Annotated in this window: 19 protein-coding genes and 1 pseudogene; 14 read left to right on the top strand and 6 right to left on the bottom strand. The window is 71.5% G+C overall.

The genetic code is table 11. The features are described from left to right. Nucleotides 1–38 precede the first annotated feature (38 nt). The 3 genes from ACFY5B_RS26995 (at nt 39) to ACFY5B_RS26985 (ending at nt 3,903) form a co-directional block, all read left to right on the top strand. A complete protein-coding gene (locus ACFY5B_RS26995) occupies nt 39–1,478 on the top strand; it encodes a gamma-aminobutyraldehyde dehydrogenase (protein WP_389973694.1) in 1,440 nt (479 codons plus the stop codon). 121 nt (nt 1,479–1,599) lie between these two features. After that, a complete protein-coding gene (locus ACFY5B_RS26990; protein ID WP_389973691.1) occupies nt 1,600–2,124 on the top strand; it encodes a hypothetical protein in 525 nt (174 codons plus the stop codon). Nucleotides 2,125–2,253: 129 nt separating this feature from the next. Further along, nucleotides 2,254–3,903 (top strand): sigma-70 family RNA polymerase sigma factor, encoded by a 1,650-nt coding sequence (locus ACFY5B_RS26985; protein WP_389973688.1) that lies wholly within the window; start codon nt 2,254–2,256, stop codon nt 3,901–3,903. On the opposite strand, the gene ACFY5B_RS26980 is transcribed toward ACFY5B_RS26985, so the two are convergent. Together ACFY5B_RS26980 and ACFY5B_RS26975 are read right to left on the bottom strand one after the other, a co-directional pair. Beyond that, nucleotides 3,848–4,573 carry a glycerophosphodiester phosphodiesterase gene (locus tag ACFY5B_RS26980; RefSeq protein ID WP_389973686.1) on the bottom strand — a complete coding sequence of 242 codons (726 nt, stop codon included), beginning with the start codon at nt 4,571–4,573 and terminating at the stop codon, nt 3,848–3,850. The genes ACFY5B_RS26985 and ACFY5B_RS26980 overlap by 56 nt on opposite strands. Continuing rightward, complete coding sequence (locus tag ACFY5B_RS26975; protein ID WP_389973683.1) at nt 4,570–5,631, bottom strand: adenosine deaminase; 1,062 nt, start codon at nt 5,629–5,631, stop codon at nt 4,570–4,572. Before ACFY5B_RS26975 ends, ACFY5B_RS26980 begins: the two co-directional genes overlap by 4 nt. Before the next feature lie 239 nt (nt 5,632–5,870). Between ACFY5B_RS26975 and ACFY5B_RS26970 the strand changes: the two genes are divergently transcribed. Together ACFY5B_RS26970 and ACFY5B_RS26965 are read left to right on the top strand one after the other, a co-directional pair. Further along, nucleotides 5,871–6,527 (top strand): DUF4190 domain-containing protein, encoded by a 657-nt coding sequence (locus ACFY5B_RS26970; protein ID WP_389973680.1) that lies wholly within the window; start codon nt 5,871–5,873, stop codon nt 6,525–6,527. A 69-nt stretch (nt 6,528–6,596) separates the two neighbouring features. Next, entirely contained in the window at nt 6,597–7,073 is a 477-nt protein-coding gene (locus tag ACFY5B_RS26965; RefSeq protein ID WP_389973677.1) for a DUF4190 domain-containing protein, read from the top strand. A gap of 51 nt (nt 7,074–7,124) precedes the next feature. On the opposite strand, the gene ACFY5B_RS26960 is transcribed toward ACFY5B_RS26965, so the two are convergent. Further along, nucleotides 7,125–7,697, bottom strand: a complete 573-nt coding sequence (locus tag ACFY5B_RS26960; protein ID WP_389973674.1) for an NADAR family protein — start codon at nt 7,695–7,697, stop codon at nt 7,125–7,127. Between the two features lie 199 nt (nt 7,698–7,896). Between ACFY5B_RS26960 and ACFY5B_RS26955 the strand changes: the two genes are divergently transcribed. The 7 genes from ACFY5B_RS26955 to ACFY5B_RS26925 all read left to right on the top strand — a co-directional run bounded on the left by ACFY5B_RS26955 (nt 7,897) and on the right by ACFY5B_RS26925 (nt 15,662). Further along, nucleotides 7,897–9,432, top strand: coding sequence for a gamma-aminobutyraldehyde dehydrogenase (locus ACFY5B_RS26955; protein ID WP_389973671.1), 1,536 nt, complete (start codon nt 7,897–7,899; stop codon nt 9,430–9,432). 56 nt (nt 9,433–9,488) lie between these two features. Beyond that, nucleotides 9,489–10,736: a spermidine/putrescine ABC transporter substrate-binding protein gene (locus ACFY5B_RS26950; RefSeq protein WP_389973668.1), complete on the top strand. Its 1,248-nt coding sequence runs from the start codon at nt 9,489–9,491 to the stop codon at nt 10,734–10,736. 5 nt (nt 10,737–10,741) lie between these two features. Continuing rightward, entirely contained in the window at nt 10,742–11,887 is a 1,146-nt protein-coding gene (locus tag ACFY5B_RS26945; RefSeq protein WP_389974048.1) for an ABC transporter ATP-binding protein, read from the top strand. Continuing rightward, nucleotides 11,887–12,816, top strand: coding sequence for an ABC transporter permease (locus ACFY5B_RS26940; RefSeq protein ID WP_389973665.1), 930 nt, complete (start codon nt 11,887–11,889; stop codon nt 12,814–12,816). Before ACFY5B_RS26945 ends, ACFY5B_RS26940 begins: the two co-directional genes overlap by 1 nt. After that, nucleotides 12,817–13,617, top strand: a complete 801-nt coding sequence (locus ACFY5B_RS26935) for an ABC transporter permease (RefSeq protein WP_389973662.1) — start codon at nt 12,817–12,819, stop codon at nt 13,615–13,617. It begins immediately after the preceding gene. A gap of 18 nt (nt 13,618–13,635) precedes the next feature. Continuing rightward, nucleotides 13,636–15,054, top strand: a complete 1,419-nt coding sequence (locus ACFY5B_RS26930; RefSeq protein ID WP_389973659.1) for an NAD(P)/FAD-dependent oxidoreductase — start codon at nt 13,636–13,638, stop codon at nt 15,052–15,054. Nucleotides 15,055–15,191: 137 nt separating this feature from the next. Further along, the gene (locus tag ACFY5B_RS26925; RefSeq protein WP_389973656.1) at nt 15,192–15,662 is read left to right on the top strand and encodes a hypothetical protein; all 471 of its coding nucleotides are present in this window, start codon (nt 15,192–15,194) and stop codon (nt 15,660–15,662) included. Here the strand turns inward: ACFY5B_RS26925 and ACFY5B_RS26920 are convergent. Beyond that, entirely contained in the window at nt 15,644–16,315 is a 672-nt protein-coding gene (locus ACFY5B_RS26920; protein WP_389973653.1) for a phosphatase PAP2 family protein, read from the bottom strand. The genes ACFY5B_RS26925 and ACFY5B_RS26920 overlap by 19 nt on opposite strands. 56 nt (nt 16,316–16,371) lie before the next feature. Between ACFY5B_RS26920 and ACFY5B_RS26915 the strand changes: the two genes are divergently transcribed. Further along, nucleotides 16,372–18,231, top strand: coding sequence for an acyltransferase (locus tag ACFY5B_RS26915; RefSeq protein WP_389973650.1), 1,860 nt, complete (start codon nt 16,372–16,374; stop codon nt 18,229–18,231). A 40-nt stretch (nt 18,232–18,271) separates the two neighbouring features. Here the strand turns inward: ACFY5B_RS26915 and ACFY5B_RS26910 are convergent. Beyond that, nucleotides 18,272–18,487, bottom strand: a pseudogene (locus tag ACFY5B_RS26910) (phosphoesterase); the annotation flags it as partial. A gap of 363 nt (nt 18,488–18,850) precedes the next feature. Then, nucleotides 18,851–20,185 carry a 4-aminobutyrate--2-oxoglutarate transaminase gene (gene gabT / locus ACFY5B_RS26905; RefSeq protein WP_389973647.1) on the bottom strand — a complete coding sequence of 445 codons (1,335 nt, stop codon included), beginning with the start codon at nt 20,183–20,185 and terminating at the stop codon, nt 18,851–18,853. A gap of 252 nt (nt 20,186–20,437) precedes the next feature. Here gabT and ACFY5B_RS26900 point away from each other — a divergent pair, with 252 nt between their 5' ends. Next, nucleotides 20,438–22,570: an ATP-binding protein gene (locus tag ACFY5B_RS26900; protein WP_389973644.1), complete on the top strand. Its 2,133-nt coding sequence runs from the start codon at nt 20,438–20,440 to the stop codon at nt 22,568–22,570. Nucleotides 22,571–22,591: the final 21 nt, after the last annotated feature.

Here is a 22,591-nt window from a genome sequence, read left to right as displayed (position 1 = left end):
TGTCTCAAGTACTGGACATCCGAACTGGAGGGCCGGCAGTGAGCACCGAGCTGCGTCGTCTGCGCAACTACATCGGCGGTGAGTTCAAGGACGCCGCCGACGGACGGACCACCGAGGTGGTCAATCCCGCGACGGGCGAGGCGTACGCGACCGCTCCGCTGTCCGGGCAGGCGGACGTGGACGCCGCGATGGCGGCGGCCGCCGAGGCCTTCCCCGGCTGGCGCGACACCACGCCCGCCGAGCGCCAGAAGGCCCTGCTGAAGATCGCGGACGCCTTCGAGGAGCGCGCCGAGGAACTGATCGCGGCCGAGGTGGAGAACACGGGCAAGCCGGTCGGGCTGACCCGCTCCGAGGAGATCCCTCCGATGGTCGACCAGATCCGCTTCTTCGCGGGCGCGGCGCGGATGCTGGAGGGCCGCTCGGCCGGTGAGTACATGGAGGGCCTGACCTCCATCGTGCGCCGCGAGCCGGTCGGGGTCTGCGCGCAGGTCGCGCCGTGGAACTACCCGATGATGATGGCCGTGTGGAAGTTCGCCCCGGCGATCGCGGCGGGCAACACCGTCGTGCTGAAGCCGTCGGACACCACCCCGGCCTCGACGGTCCTCATCGCCGAGATCATCGGCTCGATCGTCCCCAAGGGCGTCTTCAACGTCATCTGCGGCGACCGCGAGACCGGCCGCATGATGGTCGAGCACGAGACCCCGGCGATGGCCTCCATCACCGGCTCCGTCCGCGCCGGCATCCAGGTCGCCGAATCCGCCTCCAAGGACGTCAAGCGCGTCCACCTGGAGCTGGGCGGCAAGGCGCCGGTCGTGGTCTTCGAGGACACCGACATCGCCAAGGCCGTCGAGGACATCTCGGTCGCGGGCTACTTCAACGCCGGCCAGGACTGCACCGCCGCCACGCGTGTGCTCGTCCACGAGTCCATCCACGACGAGTTCGTCTCCGCGCTGGCCAAGGCCGCGTCCGAGACGAAGACCGGGCAGCCGGACGACGAGGACGTGCTGTTCGGCCCGCTCAACAACCCCAACCAGCTCAAGCAGGTCGAGGGCTTCATCGACCGGCTGCCCGCGCACGCGCGGGTGGAGGCCGGCGGCAAGCGGGTCGGGGACAAGGGCTACTTCTACGCGCCGACCGTCGTCTCGGGCCTGAAGCAGACCGACGAGATCATCCAGAAGGAGGTCTTCGGCCCGGTCATCACCGTGCAGTCCTTCACGGACGAGGAGCAGGCGGTGGAGTGGGCCAACGGCGTCGAGTACGCGCTGGCCTCCTCCGTGTGGACCAAGGACCACGGCCGTGCCATGCGGATGTCCAAGAAGCTCGACTTCGGCTGCGTGTGGATCAACACGCACATCCCGCTGGTCGCCGAGATGCCGCACGGCGGCTTCAAGAAGTCCGGCTACGGCAAGGACCTCTCGGGCTACGGCTTCGACGACTACACGCGGATCAAGCACGTGATGACGTCGCTGGACGCTTAGTCGACCGGGCAGGCCGTGAACGGCCCCGGACGGTTCCTCTCCGTCCGGGGCCGTTCGCGTGTCCGGAGAGGGAGTGCCCTCGTTTCTGAACGTGTTCAATTGTGGGCGTAGAGTGCGCCTCATGAGTGACAGAGCCGCCCTGCTCAAGGGCATTCGCGCGTGGCTGGTCTTCTTCGTCGTGTGCCTGGTGCTCAGCGGCGCGACGGCCTTCCCCCTGGTCCACGAACTGCGGTGGACCGAGGACCTGTTGCGCGGGCTGTCCGTGGGTGAGTACCTGCCCGGGCTGACGGAGTGGATCGGGCGCGTGCGGGCGGGGCTCGACGAGGCCGACGCCGAACACCCCTTCCTCCTCTATGGCACGGACTGGCTGGCCTTCGCGCATCTGGTGATCGCGGTCGCCTTCTACGGGCCCTACCGCGACCCGGTCCGCAACATCTGGGTCGTCGAGTTCGGGATGATCGCCTGCGCGGGCATCATCCCCCTCGCCCTGATCTGCGGGCCGATCCGCGGCATCCCCTTCTGGTGGTCGGTGATCGACATGGCCTTCGGAGTGCTCGGGGTGATCCCGCTGTACGTCGTACGGCAGCGGATCAAGCGGCTGGAGGCGCTGACCGCGCCGGTGGCGGCCCCGGCGCCGGGTGTCTGAGGAAAAACTGTTATCCCGAGAACCTTCACGCCGTCTCCCCGTGTGTGACCTCCGACATGGCGAGGACCCCGGGACCGGCTGAGAGGGTGCGTGCGGAACATCGGTGACACCAGGCGTGAAGAGGCCATCGTGGACAGTCAGCACTGGCGTGCCGTCATCACGGCGGCCCAGGCCGGTGACCGGCGAGCGCTGGACGAGCTGGTCACGGGCTGGCTGCCGCTGGTCTACAACATCGTGGGCCGGGCCCTGAACGGCCACGCCGACGTCGACGACGTCGTGCAGGAGACCATGCTGCGCGCCGTCGGCAACCTGGGTTCGCTGCGCGACCCGGACAGTTTCCGGTCCTGGCTGGTGGCGATCGCCATGCGGCAGATCCGCGACCGGGCCCGGCGGAAGACCCCGGACCGGCTCGAGGAGGCACCGGCCTCCGACTTCGCCGACCTGACCGTGCTGCGGCTCCAGCTGGAAGGGCAGCGGCGCGAGGTCGCCGAGGCGGTGCGGTGGCTCGACGACGAGGACCGGCAGCTGCTGTCGCTGTGGTGGCTGGAGGTCGCGGGCGAACTGACCCGGCGCGAACTGGCCGCCGCCGTCGGCATCACCCGGCAGCACGCCGCCGTGCGCGTCCAGCGGATGAAGGAGCGCCTGGAGACCTCGCGCGGCATCGTCCGCGCCCTGGACGGGGCCTGCCCCGAACTGCGTGAGATGACCGGCCGCTGGGACGGCCGGCCCGACTCCGTGTGGCGCAAGCGGCTGGCCCGGCACATCCGCGGCTGCGGCTACTGCGGCGGCACCCGCGAGGCCGTCGTCCCGGCCGAACGCCTCCTGGTCGGCCTCGCCCTCGTCCCGCTGCCCGCCGGGTTCACCCTGTCGCTCGCCTTCGGCGGCAAGACCGCGGCGGCCGCCACCTCCGCCGGCTGGTCCGCCAAGCTGCTCGGCGCGCTCACCAAGCCGGCCGTCGCGGTGACGGCGGGCGCGACGATCGTCGCGGGCGGCGCCTACGTCGTCACCCAGCCGCCGGACGCCCCTCCGTCCCGGGCCGCCATCGCGCCCACGGCCCCCACGGCCACCTCCGAACCGCCGCGAACCCCCGCACCGCACGCCCCTGCCCCCACCTCCAAGCCCTCGCCGTCGGCGACGAAGAAGACCGACTCGTACGGCACCGTCGTCGACGCCGTCGACCGCGCCCCCGACCCGAACGCCCGGCCCGCCGCCCTGCCGCACCGACCCGAGTCCGGCATCACCAGCACCGGCGGTTTGAAGGCCGTCATGCAGCACCGCGGCGACAGGGTGACCCTCACCGGCCGGGGCTACGTCCTGGTCCGCTGGCAGATCTCGCCCGGGTCCCGGCCCGGCGCGCTGGTCATGCCGTCCTGGACCGGTCTGAAGGGCAGGCTGTTCCACGTGGCGTCCGGCGGCTCGCGGCGGATGGACGACCCGCTGCCCGGCGCCCCGAACGGCTACGCCACCGGTATGGGCGGCCCGGCCATCGGCTACGCCGTCCTTGCGCCCGGCACCCAGCAGATGTGGCAGAACGAGTACTTCTACCTCGACGGCACCGTCACCCTCACCCAGAACGAACGGGGCTGCGACTACGGCCTCATCGTCTTCCCGACGAATCGGGACGCCGTGGTCGAGGACATCGACCAGGGCCCGCCGCAGGGCGCCATCCGCTACGGGCTCGTCCGCGACACCGGCACGGACGGCGCGCCGGTGCCGCAGTACGTCACGCGGGGGACCCCGGCCGATCCGGCGACGGTGCCGCAGCGTTCGCGCGTGTAGCGCACAGCACGTCGACGCGGTTCGTCGTGATCGAGTCCACGCCCGCCTCCAGCAGCCGGCGCATGGAGCGGCGGGTGTCGGGGGTCCAGACGGACACCAGGTAGCCGTCGCGGTGCACGCGCTCGGCGAGGGGCCGGTCCACCAGTGAGAAGCGGTAGTTGAGCCAGCGCGGGCGGATCGCCTCCAGCAGCACGGGCCGGGGCGGGGCCAGTGTCGTCCACGTGAGGGCGATCTCGGCGTCCGGATCCGCCGCCCGCACGGCGAGCATGGCGTCGGCGCCCGCGCAGTAGTAGACGCGCTCCGTCGCACCGGACTCCGCCACGACGCCCATGATCCGGCGCACCGCCCGCACATCGGGCGACCCGGGCAGGTCGATCATCACCCGGTGCCCGTCGGTCGCGGGCAGGGCCTCGGCCAGGGTGGGCACCCCGCCGCCGGTCAGCCCGCGCACCTCCTCGGACGACAGCGCGCGCAGAGGCCGTTCGTGCTCCCACAGCCGCTTCAGCGTCGCGTCGTGCAGCAGCACCGGCACGCCGTCCCGGGTGAGCCGTACGTCGATCTCCACCGCGTCCGCGCCCCGGCGCAGCGCGGAACGCAGCGAGGCGACGGTGTTCTCCCGGACGCGGTAGGGGTCGCCCCGGTGGGCCACGGCGACCGGGGCCGGCGTCACCGGGAGAGCCACTGCGCGGTGTACGTGTCGATCTCGCCGGTGATCCGGGCCTTGCCCGCCGCGTCCAGGAAGGACGCCTCGACGGCGTTCTTCGCCAGCTCGGCCAGACCCCGCTCGTCGAGCTCCAGCAGCCGGGCGGCGACCGCGTACTCGTTGTCGAGGTCGGTGCCGAACATCGGCGGGTCGTCGGAGTTGACGGTGACGACCACCCCGGCGCGCACGAACTCCTTGATCGGGTGCTCGTCGAGGGTGCGCACCGCGCGCGTGGCGATGTTCGAGGTCGGGCACACCTCCAGCGGGATCCGGTGCTCGGCGAGGTGGGCGAGCAGCTTCGGGTCCTGCGCGGAACTCGTGCCGTGCCCGATGCGCTCGGCCCGCAGGTGGGTCAGCGCGTCCCACACCGTCTGCGGGCCGGTCGTCTCACCGGCGTGCGGTACGGAGTGCAGCCCGGCGGCGATCGCCCGGTCGAAGTACGGCTTGAACTGCGGCCGTTCGACGCCCACCTCGGGTCCGCCGAGACCGAAGGAGACCAGGCCCTCCGGGCGCAGCCGGTCGTCGGTGGCGAGCCGGGTCGTCTCCTCGGCGGCCTCCAGGCCCGCCTCGCCCGGGATGTCGAAGCACCAGCGCAGCACGGTCCCGAACTCGGACTCGGCGGCCTTGCGGGCGTCCTCGATCGCGTCCATGAAGGCCCCCTCGTCGATGCCGCGCCGGGTGGACGAGAACGGGGTGATGGTCAGCTCGGCGTACCGCACCCGCTGCCGCGCCAGGTCCCGGGCCACCTCGTACGTCAGCAGCCGGACGTCCTCCGGGGTGCGGATCAGGTCGACGACCGACAAGTACACGTCGATGAAGTGCGCGAAGTCGGTGAACGTGAAGTAGTCGACCAGGGCCTCGGGATCGGTCGGCACCTTCGAGTCGGGGTGGCGCGCGGCCAGTTCGGAGACGATCCGGGGGGAGGCGGATCCCACGTGGTGCACGTGCAGTTCGGCCTTGGGCAGTTCGGCGATGAACGCCCTGAGGTCGCGCGGGGCGCGGGGGTCGACGAGATGCTGGGTCAAGGTTCCTCCCCGGAACGGCGCTCCGGCCGGCGCGGGGCGGGCGGGCGCGGGTGATCGGCTGATCGATGACTCGGCTTCATCGTATGCCGCGGTCCAGCGCCCTACTTTCAGGGGCGGGGGGCTCTGCCCGTGTGCGGCTGTGCCGGGTGGGCGCGAGCGATCCCCGCCCACCCGCACTGTGGCACGCACCGAACCGCCCCGTAGCATGACCACACGATCGACCCAGGGGGGACCGCACGATGACGGACGCGACGCAGCCCGACGGAGGCAGCCACGACCCGTGGGCGCCGCCGGAAAGCACGCCCTCGCTCGACAAGAACCAGACGCCGCAGCCGCCGTCCGTCCACGACCAGGCCACGGTCACCTCCATGCCGGGATTCACGCCGCCGGCCGGCACGCCGCAGTACGACCCGTCCGGTGCCGGTGCCGGTGCCGGTGCCGGTGCCGTCCCGCCCCCGCCCGTGGCTCCCACCGGCCCCGGAGCGCCCGGCGGCTACGGCTACCCCGGCTACCCGCAGTCCGGATACACCCAGTCCGGCTACGGCTGGCCGGGAATGCCCCCGGCCCCGCAGAACGGCCTGGGCATCGCCGCGATGGTGCTCGGCATCGTCTCCTGCGCCCTCTTCTGCCTCTACGGCGTGGTGTCCCTGGTCACCGGCATCCTCGCCGTCGTCTTCGGCATTAAGGGCCGCAAGCGCGCCGAGGCCGGGGTGGCCACCAACCACGGTCAGGCCCAGGCCGGTCTGATCATGGGCATCATAGGGATCATCCTCGGCATCACCGTGATCGTCCTGATCGCCGTCGGCATCACGGCCGCGATCAACAGCGACAGCTCTGACGACGACCCGTACTACGGCACCCTCGGCCCGGTGGCCGCCGCCCCGTCCCACCGCTGAAACAGAGGCTCTGTGCGGCCGAGTTGGCCACTACGATGCCCTGGTCTGACAACGGAGGGGAGATCGTCCATGTCCAACACCAATCCACCCCCCGGTGGTTTCGGCCCGCCGGCCCAGCCCCCGCAGCAGTCCCCCGGCACCCCCGGCTACGGCTATCCGCAGCAGCCCCCCGCCGCCCCGGGCTACGGCTACCCCCAGGGCGGTCCCGGCTACCCGGCCGCGCCGCCGGTGGGCTACCCGCAGGCGCCCGGCTACGGGATGCCCGCGCAGCCGAGCAACGGCATGGGGACCACGGGACTGGTGCTGGGCATCATCGGCGTGGTGTGCAGCGTCACGTTCATCATGTGGTTCTTCGGCGTGATCCTGGGCATTCTCGCGATCATCTTCGGCGCCATCGGCCGCGGCAGGGCCACCCGCGGCGAGGCCACGAACAAGGGCGCGGCGACCGCGGGCCTGGTCTGCGGCATCATCGCCACCGTGATCCTGCCGCTGCTGGGCTTCCTGTTGTTCGCCAGCATCATGGGCGGTCTCGGCGCCGCGTCCTGACGCGGCTCGACGGAGCTTCAGGAGGGGCCGGTCCCGGGGACCGGCCCTTGCTCATGCCCCGGCCCGCAGCCGCTCCCGCGCCTCCATCAGCGCGAAGCCCAGCAGGTTCGGCCCCCGCCACCGCTCCGGATCCATCGCCGCCTCGTCGTCCGCGGCCAGCCCGATGCCCCACACCCGGTCCACGGGACTCGCCTCCACCAGCACCCGGTCGCCCGTGCCCAGCAGATACGCCTGGAGCTCGGGATGCGCGCCGAACTTGTGGACGCTGCCCTCCACGACGATCCGGAACCGCTCCCGCGCCCAGACCGCCTCGTCGAAGCCGCGTACCAGCCGCCCCGCCTTCTTCGCCTCGGCGGGATGCCCCGCGGCCAGCGCGGCACGCTCCGCCGAAGCGTCCTCGAAGAGCCGGGCCTTCTCCGCCATCATCCAGTGCTCGGCCGTCGCGTGGACCACGCCGTCCACCGTGAACGGCGCCGGCCACCACTGGCTCAGACAGCTCGCCCCGATCCGACCGTCCGGCCGCGGCCGGTGCCCCCAGAAGTGCAGGTACTTGACCCTGGCCCCCGCACGGACCGCCCTGATCAGGGCCTCCTGCGAGCCGACCGCCCCCGTGATCTTCTCCATGCACGCGAGTCTGGCACGCACCACTGACACAGCGTCCTGCCTTTTCGCGGCGAACTCGACACCTGGTCGACAGATTCCGTCGCGTAACCAAAATTCAACAACGGAATCACTTGTTGGCATGCCATACCTCTGTCAGGATCGGCACTCAAATCGAGCCTGAGCCACGCCGGCCCCATCAGGGGACACGGAGGAGAGCGACATGCACAACCCGGGCACTGCCACCCCGGACCGATTCCCGGCACAGGAGCGCTTCGCAGAGGGCGCGCAGTACATCGCGGGCCGTCTGACCAGGGGCACCTCCGGCCGCACGCACGCGGTCGTCGACCCGGCGTCCGGCGAGGAGGTCCTCACCTACGAGCTGGCGGGCACGGCCGACGTCGACCGGGCCGTCGCCGCCGCCCGCGCGGCCTTCCCCGGCTGGGCGGGGACCACTCCCGGCGAGCGGTCCGACGCCCTGCACCGGTTCGCCGTGGTCCTCGCCGACCGGGCGGAGGACTTCGCCCGCGCCGAGTCGCTCCAGTGCGGCAAGCCGTTGAAGCTGACCCGCGAGTTCGACGTCCCCGGGACCATCGACAACGCCGCCTTCTTCGCCGGTGCCGCACGGCTGCTGCAGGGACAGTCCGCCGGTGAGTACTCCGGCGACCACACTTCGTACGTCCGGCGCGAGCCCATCGGGGTCGTCGGGTCGATCGCGCCCTGGAACTACCCCCTCCAGATGGCCGCCTGGAAGATCCTCCCGGCGATCGCGGCGGGCAACACCATCGTTCTGAAGCCCGCCGAGCTCACCCCGCTCACCTCGCTGCTCTTCGCCCAGGCGGCCACGGACGCCGGGATCCCGGACGGCGTGATCAACATCGTCACCGGCACCGGCAGGGAGGCCGGGGAGCACCTCGTCGGCCACCCCGACGTGGCCATGACCTCCTTCACCGGCTCCACCGCCGTCGGCAAGCGCGTCGCCGAGGTCGCCACCGCCACCGTCAAGCGCCTCCACCTGGAGCTCGGCGGCAAGGCGCCCTTCGTGGTCTTCGACGACGCCGACCTGGAGGCCGCCGCTCACGGCGCGGTCGCGGGCTCGCTCATCAACACCGGGCAGGACTGCACGGCCGCCACGCGCGCGTATGTGCAGCGACCGCTGTACGAGGCCTTCGTGGAGCGGACCGCGGCGCTCATGGAAACGGTCCGGCTCGGCGACCCCTTCGCCGCCGGCACCGACCTCGGCCCGCTGATCTCCCACGTGCAGCGTGACCGGGTCGCCGGATTCGTGGACCGGGCGCGGGCCTACGCGCGCGTGGTGACGGGCGGCGAGGCACCCGAGGGGGAGCTCGTCAAGGGCGCCTACTACCGGCCCACCCTGATCGCCGACGCGGCCCAGGACAGCGAGGTCGTCCAGTCGGAGATCTTCGGGCCGGTCCTGGTCGTGCTGCCGTTCGACACGGACGACGAGGGCCTCGCGCTCGCCAACGACACCCCGTACGGGCTCGCCGCCTCCGCCTGGAGCCGGGACGTGTACCGGGCCAACCGGGCCACCCGCGAGATCAAGGCCGGCTGCGTCTGGATCAACGACCACATCCCGATCATCAGCGAGATGCCGCACGGCGGCTACAAGTCCTCCGGCTACGGCAAGGACATGTCCGCGTACTCGTTCGAGGAGTACACCCAGATCAAGCACGTCATGTTCGACAACACCGCGGTGGCCGCCAAGGACTGGCACCGCACCCTGTTCGGGGATCGATAGCCGTATGCAGGCCGCCTGACCAACGGCCGTCCACCCTCCGAAAGGGCACCACGCGCATGGAGCAGTACGAGCCCGACCGCCTGTCCGCGGCCCAAAGGGCCGCCATGAGGCGCAGTCTCACCAACGGCAGGGCCGCCCTCACCCGGCGGTCCCTGCTGCGCGCCTCCGCGGGCGGGGCGCTCGCGGTCGGCGGACTGGGGACGCTGAGCGCCTGCGGCATCCCGGCGGCCGGCAAGTCGCAGGGCGGCGTCTCGGCCGAGGACCACTCGGCCAAGGAGAAGACGGTGAACTTCTCCAACTGGACCGAGTACATGGACGTCGACGCCAGCGGCAAGCACCACCCCACGCTGGACCAGTTCGCCCGGCGCACCGGCATCAAGGTCAAGTACACCGAGGACATCAACGACAACAACGAGTTCTTCGGCAAGATCAAGCCGCAGCTCGCGGCGGGCCAGGACACCGGCCGCGACCTGATCGTCCTCACCGACTGGCTGGCCGCCCGCCTCATCCGCCTCGGCTGGGCGCAGAAACTCGACCCGAGCAACCTGCCGCACGCCTACGCCAACCTGTCGGCCCAGTTCCGCAGCCCCGACTGGGACCCGGGCCGCGCCTACTCGTACGTCTGGCAGGGCATCTCCACCGTCATCGCGTACAACAAGAAGGCCCTCGACGGCGTCGAGGTGACGTCGATATCCGACCTGCTCGACAACCCCAAGCTCAAGGGCCGGGTGGGCTTCCTGTCGGAGATGCGCGACAGCATCGGCATGACGCTGCTCGACATGGGCAAGGACCCGGCGGACTTCACCGCCGACGACTACGACGCGGCCATCGCCCGCCTGCAGAAGGCCGTCGACAAGGGCCAGATCCGCCGCTTCACCGGCAACGACTACACCTCGGACCTGACCAGCGGCGACTTCGCGGCCTGTGTCGCCTGGGCCGGTGACGTCGTCCAGCTCAAGGCGGACAGCCCCGACATCGACTTCCTCATCCCGGACAGCGGCTACGTGACGTCGACCGACAACCTGCTGATCCCCAACAAGGCCCGGCACAAGACCAACGCCGAGCGGCTCATCGACTTCTACTACGAGCCGAAGGCGGCCGCCGAACTCGCCGCGTACATCAACTACGTGTGCCCGGTCGACGGCGTGAAGGCCGAGCTGGAGAAGATCGACAAGGACGCGGCGAACAACCCGCTGATCATTCCCGACAAGGCCATGGCCGCCAAGTCGCACGCCTTCCGCTCGCTGAGCTCGAAGGAAGAGACCGAGTTCGAAGCGAAGTTCGCGAAGCTGACGGGGGCGTGACCACCATGACGAACAAGACCGGCCCCAGCGGCGACGTCCGCCTCACGGGCATAGCCAAGACCTACGGCGCCTTCACCGCCGTCCACCCGCTCGACCTGACCGTGCCGCAGGGCTCCTTCTTCGCCCTGCTCGGCGCCTCCGGCTGCGGCAAGACCACCACCCTGCGCATGATCGCCGGCCTGGAGGAACCTTCCGCCGGCACCGTCTTCCTGGGCGACCAGGACGTGACCGCGCTGCCGCCGTACAAGCGGCCGGTGAACACGGTCTTCCAGTCCTACGCCCTCTTCCCGCACCTCGACATCTTCGAGAACGTCGCCTTCGGCCTGCGCCGGCGCGGGCTGAAGTCGGTGAAGAAGCAGGTCGAGGAGATGCTCGACCTCGTCCAGCTCGGCGAGCAGGCACGCAAGAAGCCGCACCAGCTCTCCGGAGGCCAGCAGCAGCGCGTCGCCGTGGCCCGCGCGCTGATCAACCACCCCAAGGTGCTCCTGCTCGACGAGCCGCTCGGCGCACTCGACCTGAAGCTGCGCCGCCAGATGCAGCTGGAGCTCAAGCGCATCCAGACCGAGGTCGGCATCACCTTCATCCACGTCACGCACGACCAGGAGGAGGCCATGACCATGGCCGACACGGTCGCCGTGATGAACGGCGGCCGCGTCGAGCAACTCGGCGCGCCCACCGACCTCTACGAGAACCCGCGCACCACGTTCGTCGCGAACTTCCTCGGCACCTCCAACTTCATCGAGGCCGAGGTCGACTCCAAGAGCGGCGACGAGATCGTGCTGAAGGCGGGCGGCGGCAAGCTGGTTCTGCCTGGGGCGCGATGTTCGGCACCCACGTCCACCGGCGGCAAGGTGCTGGTCGGCGTCCGCCCGGAGAAGATCTCCCTCAGCCACGCGGACGACGCCGGCGAGATCCCCGAGGGCCGCAACCGCATCACCGGCCGGATCGCCGACTCCAGTTTCATCGGCGTCTCCACGCAGTACGTCGTCGACAGCCCGGTCTGCTCCGACTTCGAGGTCTACGCCCAGAACATCGACCGCGACCCCCGCCTGGTGCCCGGTGCCGAGGTCGTCCTGCACTGGAACCCGGCCCACACCTTCGGCCTGGACGCGGCCCAGGACGCCGACGCCGGAGTGGAAGAGGCGGCCTGATGAGCACACTCACCGAGGCGCCACCGCCCCTCGCGCCCGAGGCGCCCGAACCGAAACCGCCGAAACGCAGAGGCCGCTTCACGCCGTACTGGCTGCTGCTGCCCGGCATCCTCTGGCTGCTGGTGTTCTTCGCGCTGCCGATGATCTACCAGGCCTCCACGTCCGTGCAGACGGGTTCCCTGGAGCAGGGCTACAAGGTCACCTGGCACTTCGCCACGTACTGGGACGCCCTGTCCGCGTACTGGCCGCAGTTCGTCCGCTCCGTGCTCTACGCGGGCACGGCGACGATCCTGTGCCTGCTGCTCGGCTACCCGCTGGCGTATCTGATCGCCTTCCGCGCGGGCCGCTGGAAGAACCTGATCATGATCCTGGTGATCGCGCCGTTCTTCACCAGCTTCCTGATCCGCACCCTCGCCTGGAAGACGATCCTCGCGGACGGCGGCCCGGTCGTCGGCGCGCTGAACACGCTGCACGTCCTGGACGTCACCAACTGGCTCGGCATGACCGCCGGCGACCGCGTCCTGGCAACACCGCTCGCGGTGGTGTGCGGTCTGACGTACAACTTCCTGCCGTTCATGATCCTGCCGCTGTACACCTCGCTGGAGCGCATCGACGGACGGCTCCACGAGGCGGCGGGAGACCTGTACGCCCGCCCCTGGACCACCTTCCGCAAGGTCACCTTCCCGCTGTCGATGCCGGGCGTCGTCTCCGGCACGCTGCTGACCTTCATTCCGGCGGCCGGTGACTACGTGAACGCCGATCTGCTCGGTTCCACCGACACCCGCATGGTCGGAAACGTCATCCAGACACAGTTCCTGAGAGTGCTCGACTATCCGACGGCCGCGGCGCTCTCCTTCATCCTCATGGCGGCCATCCTGCTCATGGTCACGCTCTACATCCGCAGGTCCGGGACGGAGGATCTGGTCTAAATGTCCTTCGTCAACTGGCTCAAGAGAAATCTCGTCGTCCTCGCGGGACTGCTGACCCTCGGCTATCTGCTCCTGCCGAACGTCGTCGTGACGGTGTTCTCCTTCAACAAACCGAAGGGGCGCTTCAATTACGAATGGCAGCAGTTCTCCCTGGACGCCTGGAAGGACCCGTGCGGGGTCTCCGGGCTGTGCGGGTCGCTGTCCCTCAGCCTCCAGATAGCGTTCTGGGCGACCCTCGGCGCCACGCTGCTGGGCACCCTGATCGCCTTCGCCCTGGTCCGCTACCGGTTCCGCGCCCGCGGTGCCGTGAACTCGCTGATCTTCCTGCCGATGGCGATGCCCGAGGTCGTCATGGCCGCCTCGCTGCTCACCCTGTTCCTCAACATGGGCGCCCAGCTGGGCTTCTGGACGATTCTCATCGCCCACATCATGTTCTGCCTGAGTTTCGTGGTCACCGCCGTCAAGGCGCGTGTGATGTCGATGGACCCGAAACTGGAGGAGGCGGCACGGGACCTGTACGCGGGCCCGTTCCAGACCTTCGTCCGGGTCACGCTGCCGATCGCGGCACCGGGAATCGCGGCGGGCGCACTGCTCGCTTTCGCGCTCTCCTTCGACGACTTCATCATCACGAATTTCAACGCCGGCTCGACCGTCACGTTCCCCATGTTCGTCTGGGGCTCGGCGCAGCGCGGAACGCCCGTTCAGATCAATGTCATCGGCACGACCATGTTCGTCGTCGCCGTACTGTTCGTCCTGGTTTCCATGGTCGCCGGAAACCGTCGCAACAGGCAAAAGGCATAACCGTAGGGAGTTGACATCATGGCCCCTGGTGCCATGAACCAGTGGACCCGTTCGCTTTCCGACGCCCAGCCGGTCCCGTACTGGCTGGACGATCCCGGCCGGCCCCGTCCCGAACCCGCCCTCACCACCTCCGAGACCTGCGACCTGCTGGTCGTCGGCGGCGGGTACAGCGGACTGTGGACGGCGCTGATCGCCAAGGAGCGCGACCCGCAGCGGGACGTGGTGCTGGTGGAGGGCCGCGAGGTGGGCTGGGCCGCCTCCGGCCGCAACGGCGGATTCTGCGCCGCCTCCCTCACCCACGGCCTGCCCAACGGCCTCGCCCGCTGGCCCGACGAGATCCACAAGCTCCAGGAGCTGGGCGCCCGCAACCTCGACGCGATCGAGGCCGCCGTCGCCCGGCACTCCCTCGACTGCGACTTCGAGCGCACCGGCGAGATCGACGTCGCCACCGAGCCGTACCAGGCACGCGAACTGCGCGCATGGCACGAGGAGACGGCCCGCCGGGGGCTGGCCGAGGGCGTCGAGTTCCTGGACGCCGACGCCGTACGGGAGCAGGTGAACTCACCCACTTTCCAGGCGGGCCTGTGGGACCGCAGGGGCGTCGCCATGCTGAACCCCGCGAAGCTCGCCTGGGGCCTGAAGCGGGCCTGCCGGGAGCTGGGCGTGCGCGTCTACGAGAACACCCCCGCCCTGACCCTGAAGCCGTACGGCCCCGGCATGGCCGTCCGCACCCCCTACGGCCGGATCCGCGCCCGCCGGGTCGCCCTCGGCACGAACATCTTCCCGAACCTGGTCAGACGCGTCCGTTCGTACACCGTCCCGGTCTACGACTACGCCCTGATGACCGAGCCGCTCACGCCCGGGCAGCTCGACTCGATCGGCTGGAAGAACCGCCAGGGCCTCGGCGACAGCGCCAACCAGTTCCACTACTTCCGGCTGTCCGCCGACAACCGGATCCTCTGGGGCGGCTACGACGCGATCTACCCCTACGGCGGCCGGGTGCGTGCCGAGTACGACGACCGCCCCGAGACCTACGCCAAGCTCGCCGGGCACTTCTTCACCTGCTTCCCGCAGCTGGAGGGCGTTCGCTTCAGCCACGCCTGGGGCGGCGCGATCGACACCTGCTCCCGCTTCTCCGCGTTCTTCGGCACCGCCCACCAGGGCAAAGTGGCCTACGCGGCCGGGTACACCGGCCTCGGGGTCGGCGCCACCCGCTTCGGCGCCGATGTGATGCTGGACCTGCTGAGCGGGGAGCGCACCGAACGCACGGAACTGGAGATGGTCCGCAAGAAGCCCCTGCCGTTCCCGCCCGAGCCGTTCGCCTGGACCGGTATCGCCCTCACCAAGTGGTCACTGGCCCGCGCGGACGCCCAGGGCGGCCGCCGCAACCTGTGGCTGCGCACGATGGACCGGTTGGGGCTGGGATTCGACAGCTGATCGACCGGGTGTGATCCGGTTCACTCCAACGAGGTACCGGAACCCGCGTAATGGCCGGGGGGACACCCCCTTCTCCCTCGTGATGCCCCGGACGCCCAGCGTCCGTGAGGTTCGCGAGAGAGAAGGGGGTCTTTCCGATGACCGGTGCGAAGACGGCGGTCGAGTGGCTCGCATCCGTCGCACCCGATCCCGAGGCGTGCCGCTGGGAATGGGAGCGCAACCCGCTCGGCGTGGCGCTGCTGCCGGCCGGCAGCGCCTGGGACGTGCTCATCCTGCCCGGCGAACTCGGCTACGCCACGCTCGACGTGCTGAGCCGTGTTCTCGACCGGCAGGGGCCCGTGCTCGTCGACTTCGGTGACGCGCGCATGGGTTTCTTCGTGCCCCCGGGCACCGCGGCCCGCTGGCTCGGCACGGGCATCCGCACGGCGGGCGCCGGCACCTGGATCGTCGTGCCGTACCCGGGGCGCTCCTCGTCCGGCGGCGTCCGCTGGCTGGTCCCGCCGGACGGCTCGGGCATGCTGACGGACCCGGCACTGCTCGAACTGGCGATGCACGAGGCCGCGGCGGCCCTGGCGACGGAGAACGACGGTCAGGGCGCCGGTGGTTGAGACCGCCCGGGCATCGCCGCGGTCCGGACGAACAGCCACAGCGCCGCCAGCAGCGCCGTGCACAGACACCAGCTGGCCAGCACGTCGAGAGGCCAGTGGTAGCCGCGGCGGACCAGGCCGTAGCTCGCGCCGAGGACCAGGGCGACGCAGAGGGCGACCAGGGCGCGGCGGGCCAGGGTGGTGCGGAGCCAGGGGAGCAGGAGCAGGGTCGCGCAGCCGTAGGCGACGGCGGCGGTGGCGGTGTGGCCCGAGGGGTAGTAGCCGGTTCCGGGTGGGACGGCCGGGGTGCCCGGGCGGTCGGTGAGCTCCTTGAGCGGGACGACCAGCGCCGGGACCAGGGCCATGAGCAGGGCCGCGGCGGCGACGGGCAGCCACCAGCGGTCCGCGCCGGTGCGCCGGTGACGTACGGCGGCGTACCCGAGCGCGACGGCGAGGACCGGGACCGCGACCGGGACGTTGCCCAGGTCGGCGAGGAGTTCGGAGCAGCGGTCCGGGTTCACGAGGACGTGGCTGAGGCGTTCGTCGAGCCGGACGAGCGGGCCGTCCGCGACGACCTGCCAGGTGATCAGCGCGAAGAGGACGGCCGGAAGGGCGAGCAGGAGGGTGAGGGAGCCCGGGGGAGCGGCACGGTCCTGGTTCGCGGAGATCGGCATGGGGCACAGCTTGGCACGAGCGCAGACGCCCCCTCGCGGCACCTTCGGAGGATCACGTGAACCAGCCGTCCCACGACGACAGCCTCTTCGACCACTGCCCCTGGCTCTTCGCCGAGCGGGCCTCCGACGGGCAGCGAGCGGCACAGGAGGAGCGGCAGCGGCGGCTGCTGGCGGGGCCCGGGGAGGTGCGTCTGGGCGAGGGCTGTTTCGTGGCCCGGACGGCGGCCGTGCACCCGGACGTCCTGCACCTGGGAGACCGCTCGTACATCGCCGCCCACGCCTACGTCACCGACGCCATACGCACGGGCGCCGACTGCACGATCAACCCCTTCACGGTGGTGCGCGGCACCGTGACCCTCGGGGACGGGGTGCGCGTCGGCGCCCACAGCTCACTGCTCGGCTTCAACCACGGCTCCGCGCCGGATCTGCCGGTCCATCAGCAGCCGGTCATCAGCCGGGGGATCACGGTGGGCGACGACGTGTGGATCGGCTCGCACGTCATCGTGGTGGACGGTGTCACGATCGGCGACCACTGCGTCATCGGCGCGGGAGCGGTCGTGACGAAGGACCTGCCCGCGTGGACGGTCGCCGCGGGCAACCCGGCCCGCCGGATCAGGGACCGGCGCGAGCCGCGCGGGGCGAAGCGGTCGCCCGGCGGCGAAGCCGCCCGGACGCGGCGGGCGGGCGGCGCCGATGCGGTAACGGGGTGGCCCGCCGGAGTCGGTGCTCCGGCAAGGGCGGGGTGGCCCGCCGGAGTCGGTGCTCCGGAAAGGGCGGGGTGGTCCGCCGGAGTCGGTGCTTCGGCGGGAGGGGGGCGGTCCGCCGAGCCCGACGCCCTCGCCGAAGCGCTCTCGGCCTTCGCCGAGTCCGCCCGGGCTCAGGCGGCCGGCCTGCTGGAGCGGTCCTGGCGTCCGGACACCGGCCGCTACGTCGACCGGCCAGGCGCCGCGCCGACCATACGGGCCCACTGCGACGCCATCGAGATCGCCGACCTGCTGATCGGGGACGTACCGCCGCAGCTGCCCGCCACCGAACACGTGGAGCGGCTCCGGGCGTTGCAGGACCCCGCCACCGGTCTGGTCCCCGAGTACGGCGCGGCGTCCCCGCCGCCCGGCCCGGCCGGGCTGCCGGAGAACGACGGCGTCGCGGCCTACCACGTGCTGTGCGTCGGCTACGCGCTGGACCTGCTCGGCAGTTCCTTCGCCCACCCGGTCCACGCGGTGCGGACCACGACGGCCGACCGGCTGGTACGCCACCTCGGCGCACTGCCCTGGCCCGACCGTGCCTGGCACGCCGGCGCCTGGGTCGACTCCTGGGCCACCGCCGCGCACTGGAACCGCCGCGCAGGGGGCGAAGCGGCCGCACCCGGCGCGCTGGAGGCGCTGTTCGGCTGGCTGCACACCCACGCCGAACCGTGGACCGGCATGTGGGGTTCACCCACCCGGGAGGCCGGACGCCTGCAGATGGTCAACGGCTACTACCGGCTCACCCGCGGTTCCTTCGCCCAGTTCGGGCTGCCCGTGCCGTATCCGGAGCGGGTGATCGACACCGTCCTCGACCACGCCCGCGACCCCCGCCACTTCGCACCCGGCCGGGAGAACGCCTGCAACGTCCTGGACGTGATCCACCCCCTGTGGCTCTGCGCCCGGCAGACCGCCCACCGGTCGGAGGAGACCCGCTCCTGGGCGGCGAACCAGCTCACCGCCGCCCTGCGCCGATGGCACACAGGCCAGGGTTTCGGTTTCGGCCCCGCCTCCGACGGCTCCGGGCCGGGCCGTGAACCGGGCCTCCAGGGCACGGAGATGTGGCTGGCGATCACCTGGCTGCTCGCGGACGTGCTCGGCGTGGCCGACATGCTCGGCTACCGCCCGCGGGGAATCCACCGCCCGGAGCCCGCGCCCCTCACACAGGGCTGACCGCGACTCACGGTGTCGCACAAGGGACAGGAAAAGAGGTCGGCCGCCCCGGAACAGGGGGGGAGTTCCGGGGCGGCCGTTCCGGACCGGAACGTCGCGCGCCCCGGGGGGTTTGGGGCGGGCGACCGTCCGATCGGTGAGGAGATCCAGAGCCTCAGGCTCCGGTTGTGTGCGCGAGGGCACGACCAGGTCGAAGCTGGGGAGGCCCCGGCCTGATGTCACCCACAGTCCCCTGTGGGCGGGGTGTATCTCTCATCTGGGTAGAACCTACGACAGGGCCGGGGCGCAGGACAGGCCGTAGGGCCCCCTGTCATCCACCTCGCACACCTTCTTCACACGCTCTGCCGCTAGGGGGCTTCTGATGGATCTCCGCGGCGTCACGACGCCCGGCACGCACTCCCCCACTCTCGGCTTCGCTCGAGCGGGGGGACCCCCACGCCGCACGCCGTGATCGGACAGGTGGCTCCGCCACATGACCGTTCACGGCGCACGCCGATCGCACGCACCGAACGCCGCTCCTTCTTCCACGGAGATCCATCAGAAGCCCCCTGCCGCCCCGGTAGCGGAACCGGGGCGGCTCACCTGCCCCGACGGGGGCTCAGATGCGCGCGTCGGCGGTTCAGATACGGGAGAACGCCTGCTCGATGATGTCGAGGCCCTCGTTCAGCAGATCCTCGCCGATCACCAGCGGAGGCAGGAAGCGGAGCACGTTGCCGTAGGTGCCACAGGTCAGGACCAGCAGGCCCTCGGCGTGGCAGGCCTTGGCGAGCGCGCCGGTCGCCTCCGGGTTCGGCTCCTTGGTGGCGCGGTCCTTGACCAGCTCGATGGCGATCATCGCGCCGCGGCCGCGCACGTCGCCGATGATGTCGAACTTCTCGGCCATGGCGCCGAGGCGGGCCTTCATGATCGCCTCGATGTTCTTCGCCTTGGCGTTGAGGTCGAGCTCCTTCATCGTCTCGATCGAGCCGAGCGCGCCCGCGCAGGCGACCGGGTTGCCGCCGTAGGTGCCGCCCAGGCCGCCGGCGTGCGCGGCGTCCATGATCTCGGCCCGACCGGTGACGGCCGCGAGCGGCAGACCGCCGGCGATGCCCTTCGCCGTCGTGATGAGGTCCGGGACGATGCCCTCGTCCTCGCAGGCGAACCACTGGCCCGTGCGGCAGAAGCCGGACTGGATCTCGTCGGCGACGAAGACGATGCCGTTGTCCTCGGTGAACTTGCGGATCGCCGGCAGGAAGCCCTTGGCCGGCTCGATGAAGCCGCCCTCGCCGAGCACCGGCTCGATGATGACCGCGGCGACGTTCTCGGCGCCGACCTGCTTGCTGATCTGGTCGATGGCCTGCGCCGCGGCCTCGGGGCCGGCGTTCTCGGGCCCGGTCGGCCAGCGGTAGCCGTACGCCACCGGCACCCGGTACACCTCGGGCGCGAACGGCCCGAAGCCGTGCTTGTACGGCATGTTCTTCGCGGTCAGCGCCATGGTGAGGTTGGTGCGGCCGTGATAGCCGTGGTCGAACACCACGACGGCCTGGCGCTTGGTGTACGCCCGCGCGATCTTGACCGCGTTCTCGACGGCCTCGGCGCCGGAGTTGAACAGGGCGCTCTTCTTGGCGTGGTCACCGGGGGTCAGCTCGGCCAGCGCCTCGGCGACCTCGACGTACCCCTCGTAGGGCGTGACCATGAAACAGGTGTGGGTGAAGTCGGCCAGCTGCGCCGACGCCCGCCGCACGACGGCCTCGGCGGAGGCGCCCACGGAGGTCACGGCGATGCCCGACCCGAAGTCGATGAGCCGGTTGCCGTCGACGTCCTCGATGATCCCGCCGCCCGCGCGCGCCGTGAACACGGGCAGCACGGACCCCACGCCCTGCGCGACCGCGGCGGTACGGCGGGCCTGCAGCTCCTGCGACTTCGGACCGGGAATGGCGGTGACGACGCGGCGCTCCTGCGGAAGTGCGGTCATGCGGGGCTCCTGGGGTGGTGCGGATGGTCTCAGTGGACGCTTGGCTTCTTTTCTCGCAGGCTAGGGCGGGGGAAGGGGGGTGGGCATGCTCCATGTGGGCGTTGTCGGGGGAGCGCCTTGTCCGGGGTGGACATGGCAGTCTCGTGGACCCGGTGCCCACGACCCGGCCGTGTAAGCGGTGAACTCCCCAGGAGAGGGCGTTAGATTGGCTCGCTGATGGTGGACGGAGCGGCTGGTCAGGGGGCAAGGGCGATGGACAGCGACGGGACGCAGGACGCGCGGGGTACGCATGCGAGCCCCGTGCCGCGCCCGGCGGGGCCTCCGGAGGTGCCCGCGATGCCTCCCCTGCCACCCCGGGCGCCGGGGACTCCGCCACCGCCGGACGGGTCGGCGTTCCTCACCTGGCTGCGCGCGCCGCGCCCCGACGCCGCGCCGGGCGTGTGGCGGTTCGGCCACCGGCCGCGGCCCGCGGAGGAACCCGAGGAGATCCCCACCCGGCAGCTGCTGAGCGGGGCGCTGATCGCCTTCCTCGTCGGATGGCTGATCTGGTCGCTGCTGCAGAACGGCTACCTCGGCACCTGGTGGTGGGTGCCGTTCGACCTGATCGTCCCCGACGCCTGGCGCGGCGGCGACAGCGATCTCGGCGAGACCGGGACGTTCATCGTCTACCAGGGCTACGAGTTGCTCGTCGCCCTGGCGATCATGGTCGGGGCGGCCCGGCTCGGCCGCTGGGGCGAGCTGTGGCGCCGCTTCGTCACCCCCCGCTTCCGCCGGCCGGAGGCCCAGGAGGTCCGTACGACGCCCGAGGACGACCCGGCCCAGTGGAACGAGCTGCGTGCCGCCGGGGCCCCCGACGCCGCCGAGCGGCTCGCCGCCGAGGCCCGCTCCGGGCTGATGCGGGACGTCGACCACGCCCGGATCCTCCGGGCCTGGCAGGGCGTGCGCACCGGACGGCACAGCCTCGCCACGTTCAGCGGTGCCGTGCTCAAGGACGGTGCCGCCGCGTGCCTGCACCCCTCCGGGGAGCGTGACCTGCCCGCCCGGCTCGCCCGGCACGACCTCGTCACCGGGCAGGTGCGGCTCGGCACCACCGTCGACGACGCCCGCAACCCGTACGCCTACCGCGGCACGGGTCTGGCCCTCGGCCCCGACCTGCTCGGCACCTCGCTCGTCGCCGTCGGCCCCGCCGGATCCGGCAAGACCGGCACCGTCGTCCGCCCCCTCGCCGAGTCGCTCTGCCTGCACGCCCTCGCCGGGCGTGCCGCCGTGGTCGTCGTCGGGGCGGCCGGCGCGGGGCTCGGACCGGCCGACGCGTACGACGTGGTCGTGCGGATCGGGAACCAGGATTCCGAGTACGACCTCGATCTCTACGGCGGCAGCACCGACCCGGACGAGGCCGCGGCCGTGCTCGCCGAGGCGCTCGTCGGGGACCTGGCCGATCCGCACCCCGGCAGTGACAGCCGCCGGTCCACCACCGTCCTCGCTCAGCTGCTCGGGCCGTTCCGGGCCGTGCACGGGCGTTTCCCCTCCGTACCGGAGCTGCGGCAGCTGCTGGACGGGGCACCGGGGCCGTTCGCCGCGCTGCGGCAGGGGCTCCAGGAGGCCGGGCAGGAGTCGCTGCTGCGGGAGCTCGACGCCCGGGAGCGGCAGATGGGGCAGCCCGGTGACGTCGGCGGGGTGCTGGGCGATCGCGTCGCCCTGCTCGACCGGCCCGCCTTCGCCGGGTTCTTCGACACCTCCGGGCAGTCCCGGCCCTTCACGCTCAAGGCCCTCGACCACCCGGTGCGGGTCCGCATCGACCTGCCCCAGCGCGGCCACGCCGACGCCTCCAAGATGCTGGCCCGCCTCGTGCTCGCGCAGTTCACGGCGAGCGTCGCCGTACGCGAGGACCGGTCGCTGTTCTCCTGCCTGCTGCTGGACGACGCGACCGGCGTGGTGACGCCCGAGGCCGTGCGCGGCATCCAGCGGCTGCGGTCCGGCAACGCCGGGGTCGTGCTCACCCTGCGGACGCTCGACGACGTGGCCCGGCCGCTGCGCGGGCCGCTGCTCGGCGCCACCGGATGCCGGATGGCCCTGTCGGGGCTCACGCCCTGGGACGGGCAGGACTTCGCCGAGGTGTGGGGCAAGGAGTGGACCGAGGCCCGGGACGTCACCGACCGGCAGATCATCGCGGAGACCCCGGCGGGCAAGGCCGTGCACATGCTGCGCCGGGTGATCACCGGCAAGGCCCCGACCGCGCGGGCGGTGACCGTGCGGCAGGTCGAGCGGGAGCGCTGGTCCGCCTCCGAGCTGGCGCACGCCGTGCCGGCGGGGCACGCGGTGCTGTCGCTGACCGACGTCAAAGGCGAGCACGCGCCTCCGCTGCTGGTGGATCTGCGGGGCTGACCCCCCTTCCCACCTGCGCGG

This window comes from Streptomyces sp. NPDC013187 (assembly GCF_042899705.1).
Classification (GTDB): domain Bacteria; phylum Actinomycetota; class Actinomycetes; order Streptomycetales; family Streptomycetaceae; genus Streptomyces; species Streptomyces hawaiiensis_A.
This window is presented reverse-complemented; position numbering and strand designations above follow the sequence as displayed.

Coding starts and splice junctions, on each gene's coding strand:
- ACFY5B_RS26960 (WP_389973674.1), bottom strand. CDS start 7,697: ATGGAGAAGATCACGGGGGCGGTCGGCTCGCAGGAGGCCCTGATCAGG.
- ACFY5B_RS26990 (WP_389973691.1), top strand. CDS start 1,600: ATGAGTGACAGAGCCGCCCTGCTCAAGGGCATTCGCGCGTGGCTGGTC.
- ACFY5B_RS26930 (WP_389973659.1), top strand. CDS start 13,636: ATGGCCCCTGGTGCCATGAACCAGTGGACCCGTTCGCTTTCCGACGCC.
- gabT (WP_389973647.1), bottom strand. CDS start 20,185: ATGACCGCACTTCCGCAGGAGCGCCGCGTCGTCACCGCCATTCCCGGT.
- ACFY5B_RS26920 (WP_389973653.1), bottom strand. CDS start 16,315: ATGCCGATCTCCGCGAACCAGGACCGTGCCGCTCCCCCGGGCTCCCTC.
- ACFY5B_RS26965 (WP_389973677.1), top strand. CDS start 6,597: ATGTCCAACACCAATCCACCCCCCGGTGGTTTCGGCCCGCCGGCCCAG.
- ACFY5B_RS26900 (WP_389973644.1), top strand. CDS start 20,438: ATGGACAGCGACGGGACGCAGGACGCGCGGGGTACGCATGCGAGCCCC.
- ACFY5B_RS26925 (WP_389973656.1), top strand. CDS start 15,192: ATGACCGGTGCGAAGACGGCGGTCGAGTGGCTCGCATCCGTCGCACCC.
- ACFY5B_RS26940 (WP_389973665.1), top strand. CDS start 11,887: ATGAGCACACTCACCGAGGCGCCACCGCCCCTCGCGCCCGAGGCGCCC.
- ACFY5B_RS26950 (WP_389973668.1), top strand. CDS start 9,489: ATGGAGCAGTACGAGCCCGACCGCCTGTCCGCGGCCCAAAGGGCCGCC.
- ACFY5B_RS26935 (WP_389973662.1), top strand. CDS start 12,817: ATGTCCTTCGTCAACTGGCTCAAGAGAAATCTCGTCGTCCTCGCGGGA.
- ACFY5B_RS26945 (WP_389974048.1), top strand. CDS start 10,742: ATGACGAACAAGACCGGCCCCAGCGGCGACGTCCGCCTCACGGGCATA.
- ACFY5B_RS26970 (WP_389973680.1), top strand. CDS start 5,871: ATGACGGACGCGACGCAGCCCGACGGAGGCAGCCACGACCCGTGGGCG.
- ACFY5B_RS26955 (WP_389973671.1), top strand. CDS start 7,897: ATGCACAACCCGGGCACTGCCACCCCGGACCGATTCCCGGCACAGGAG.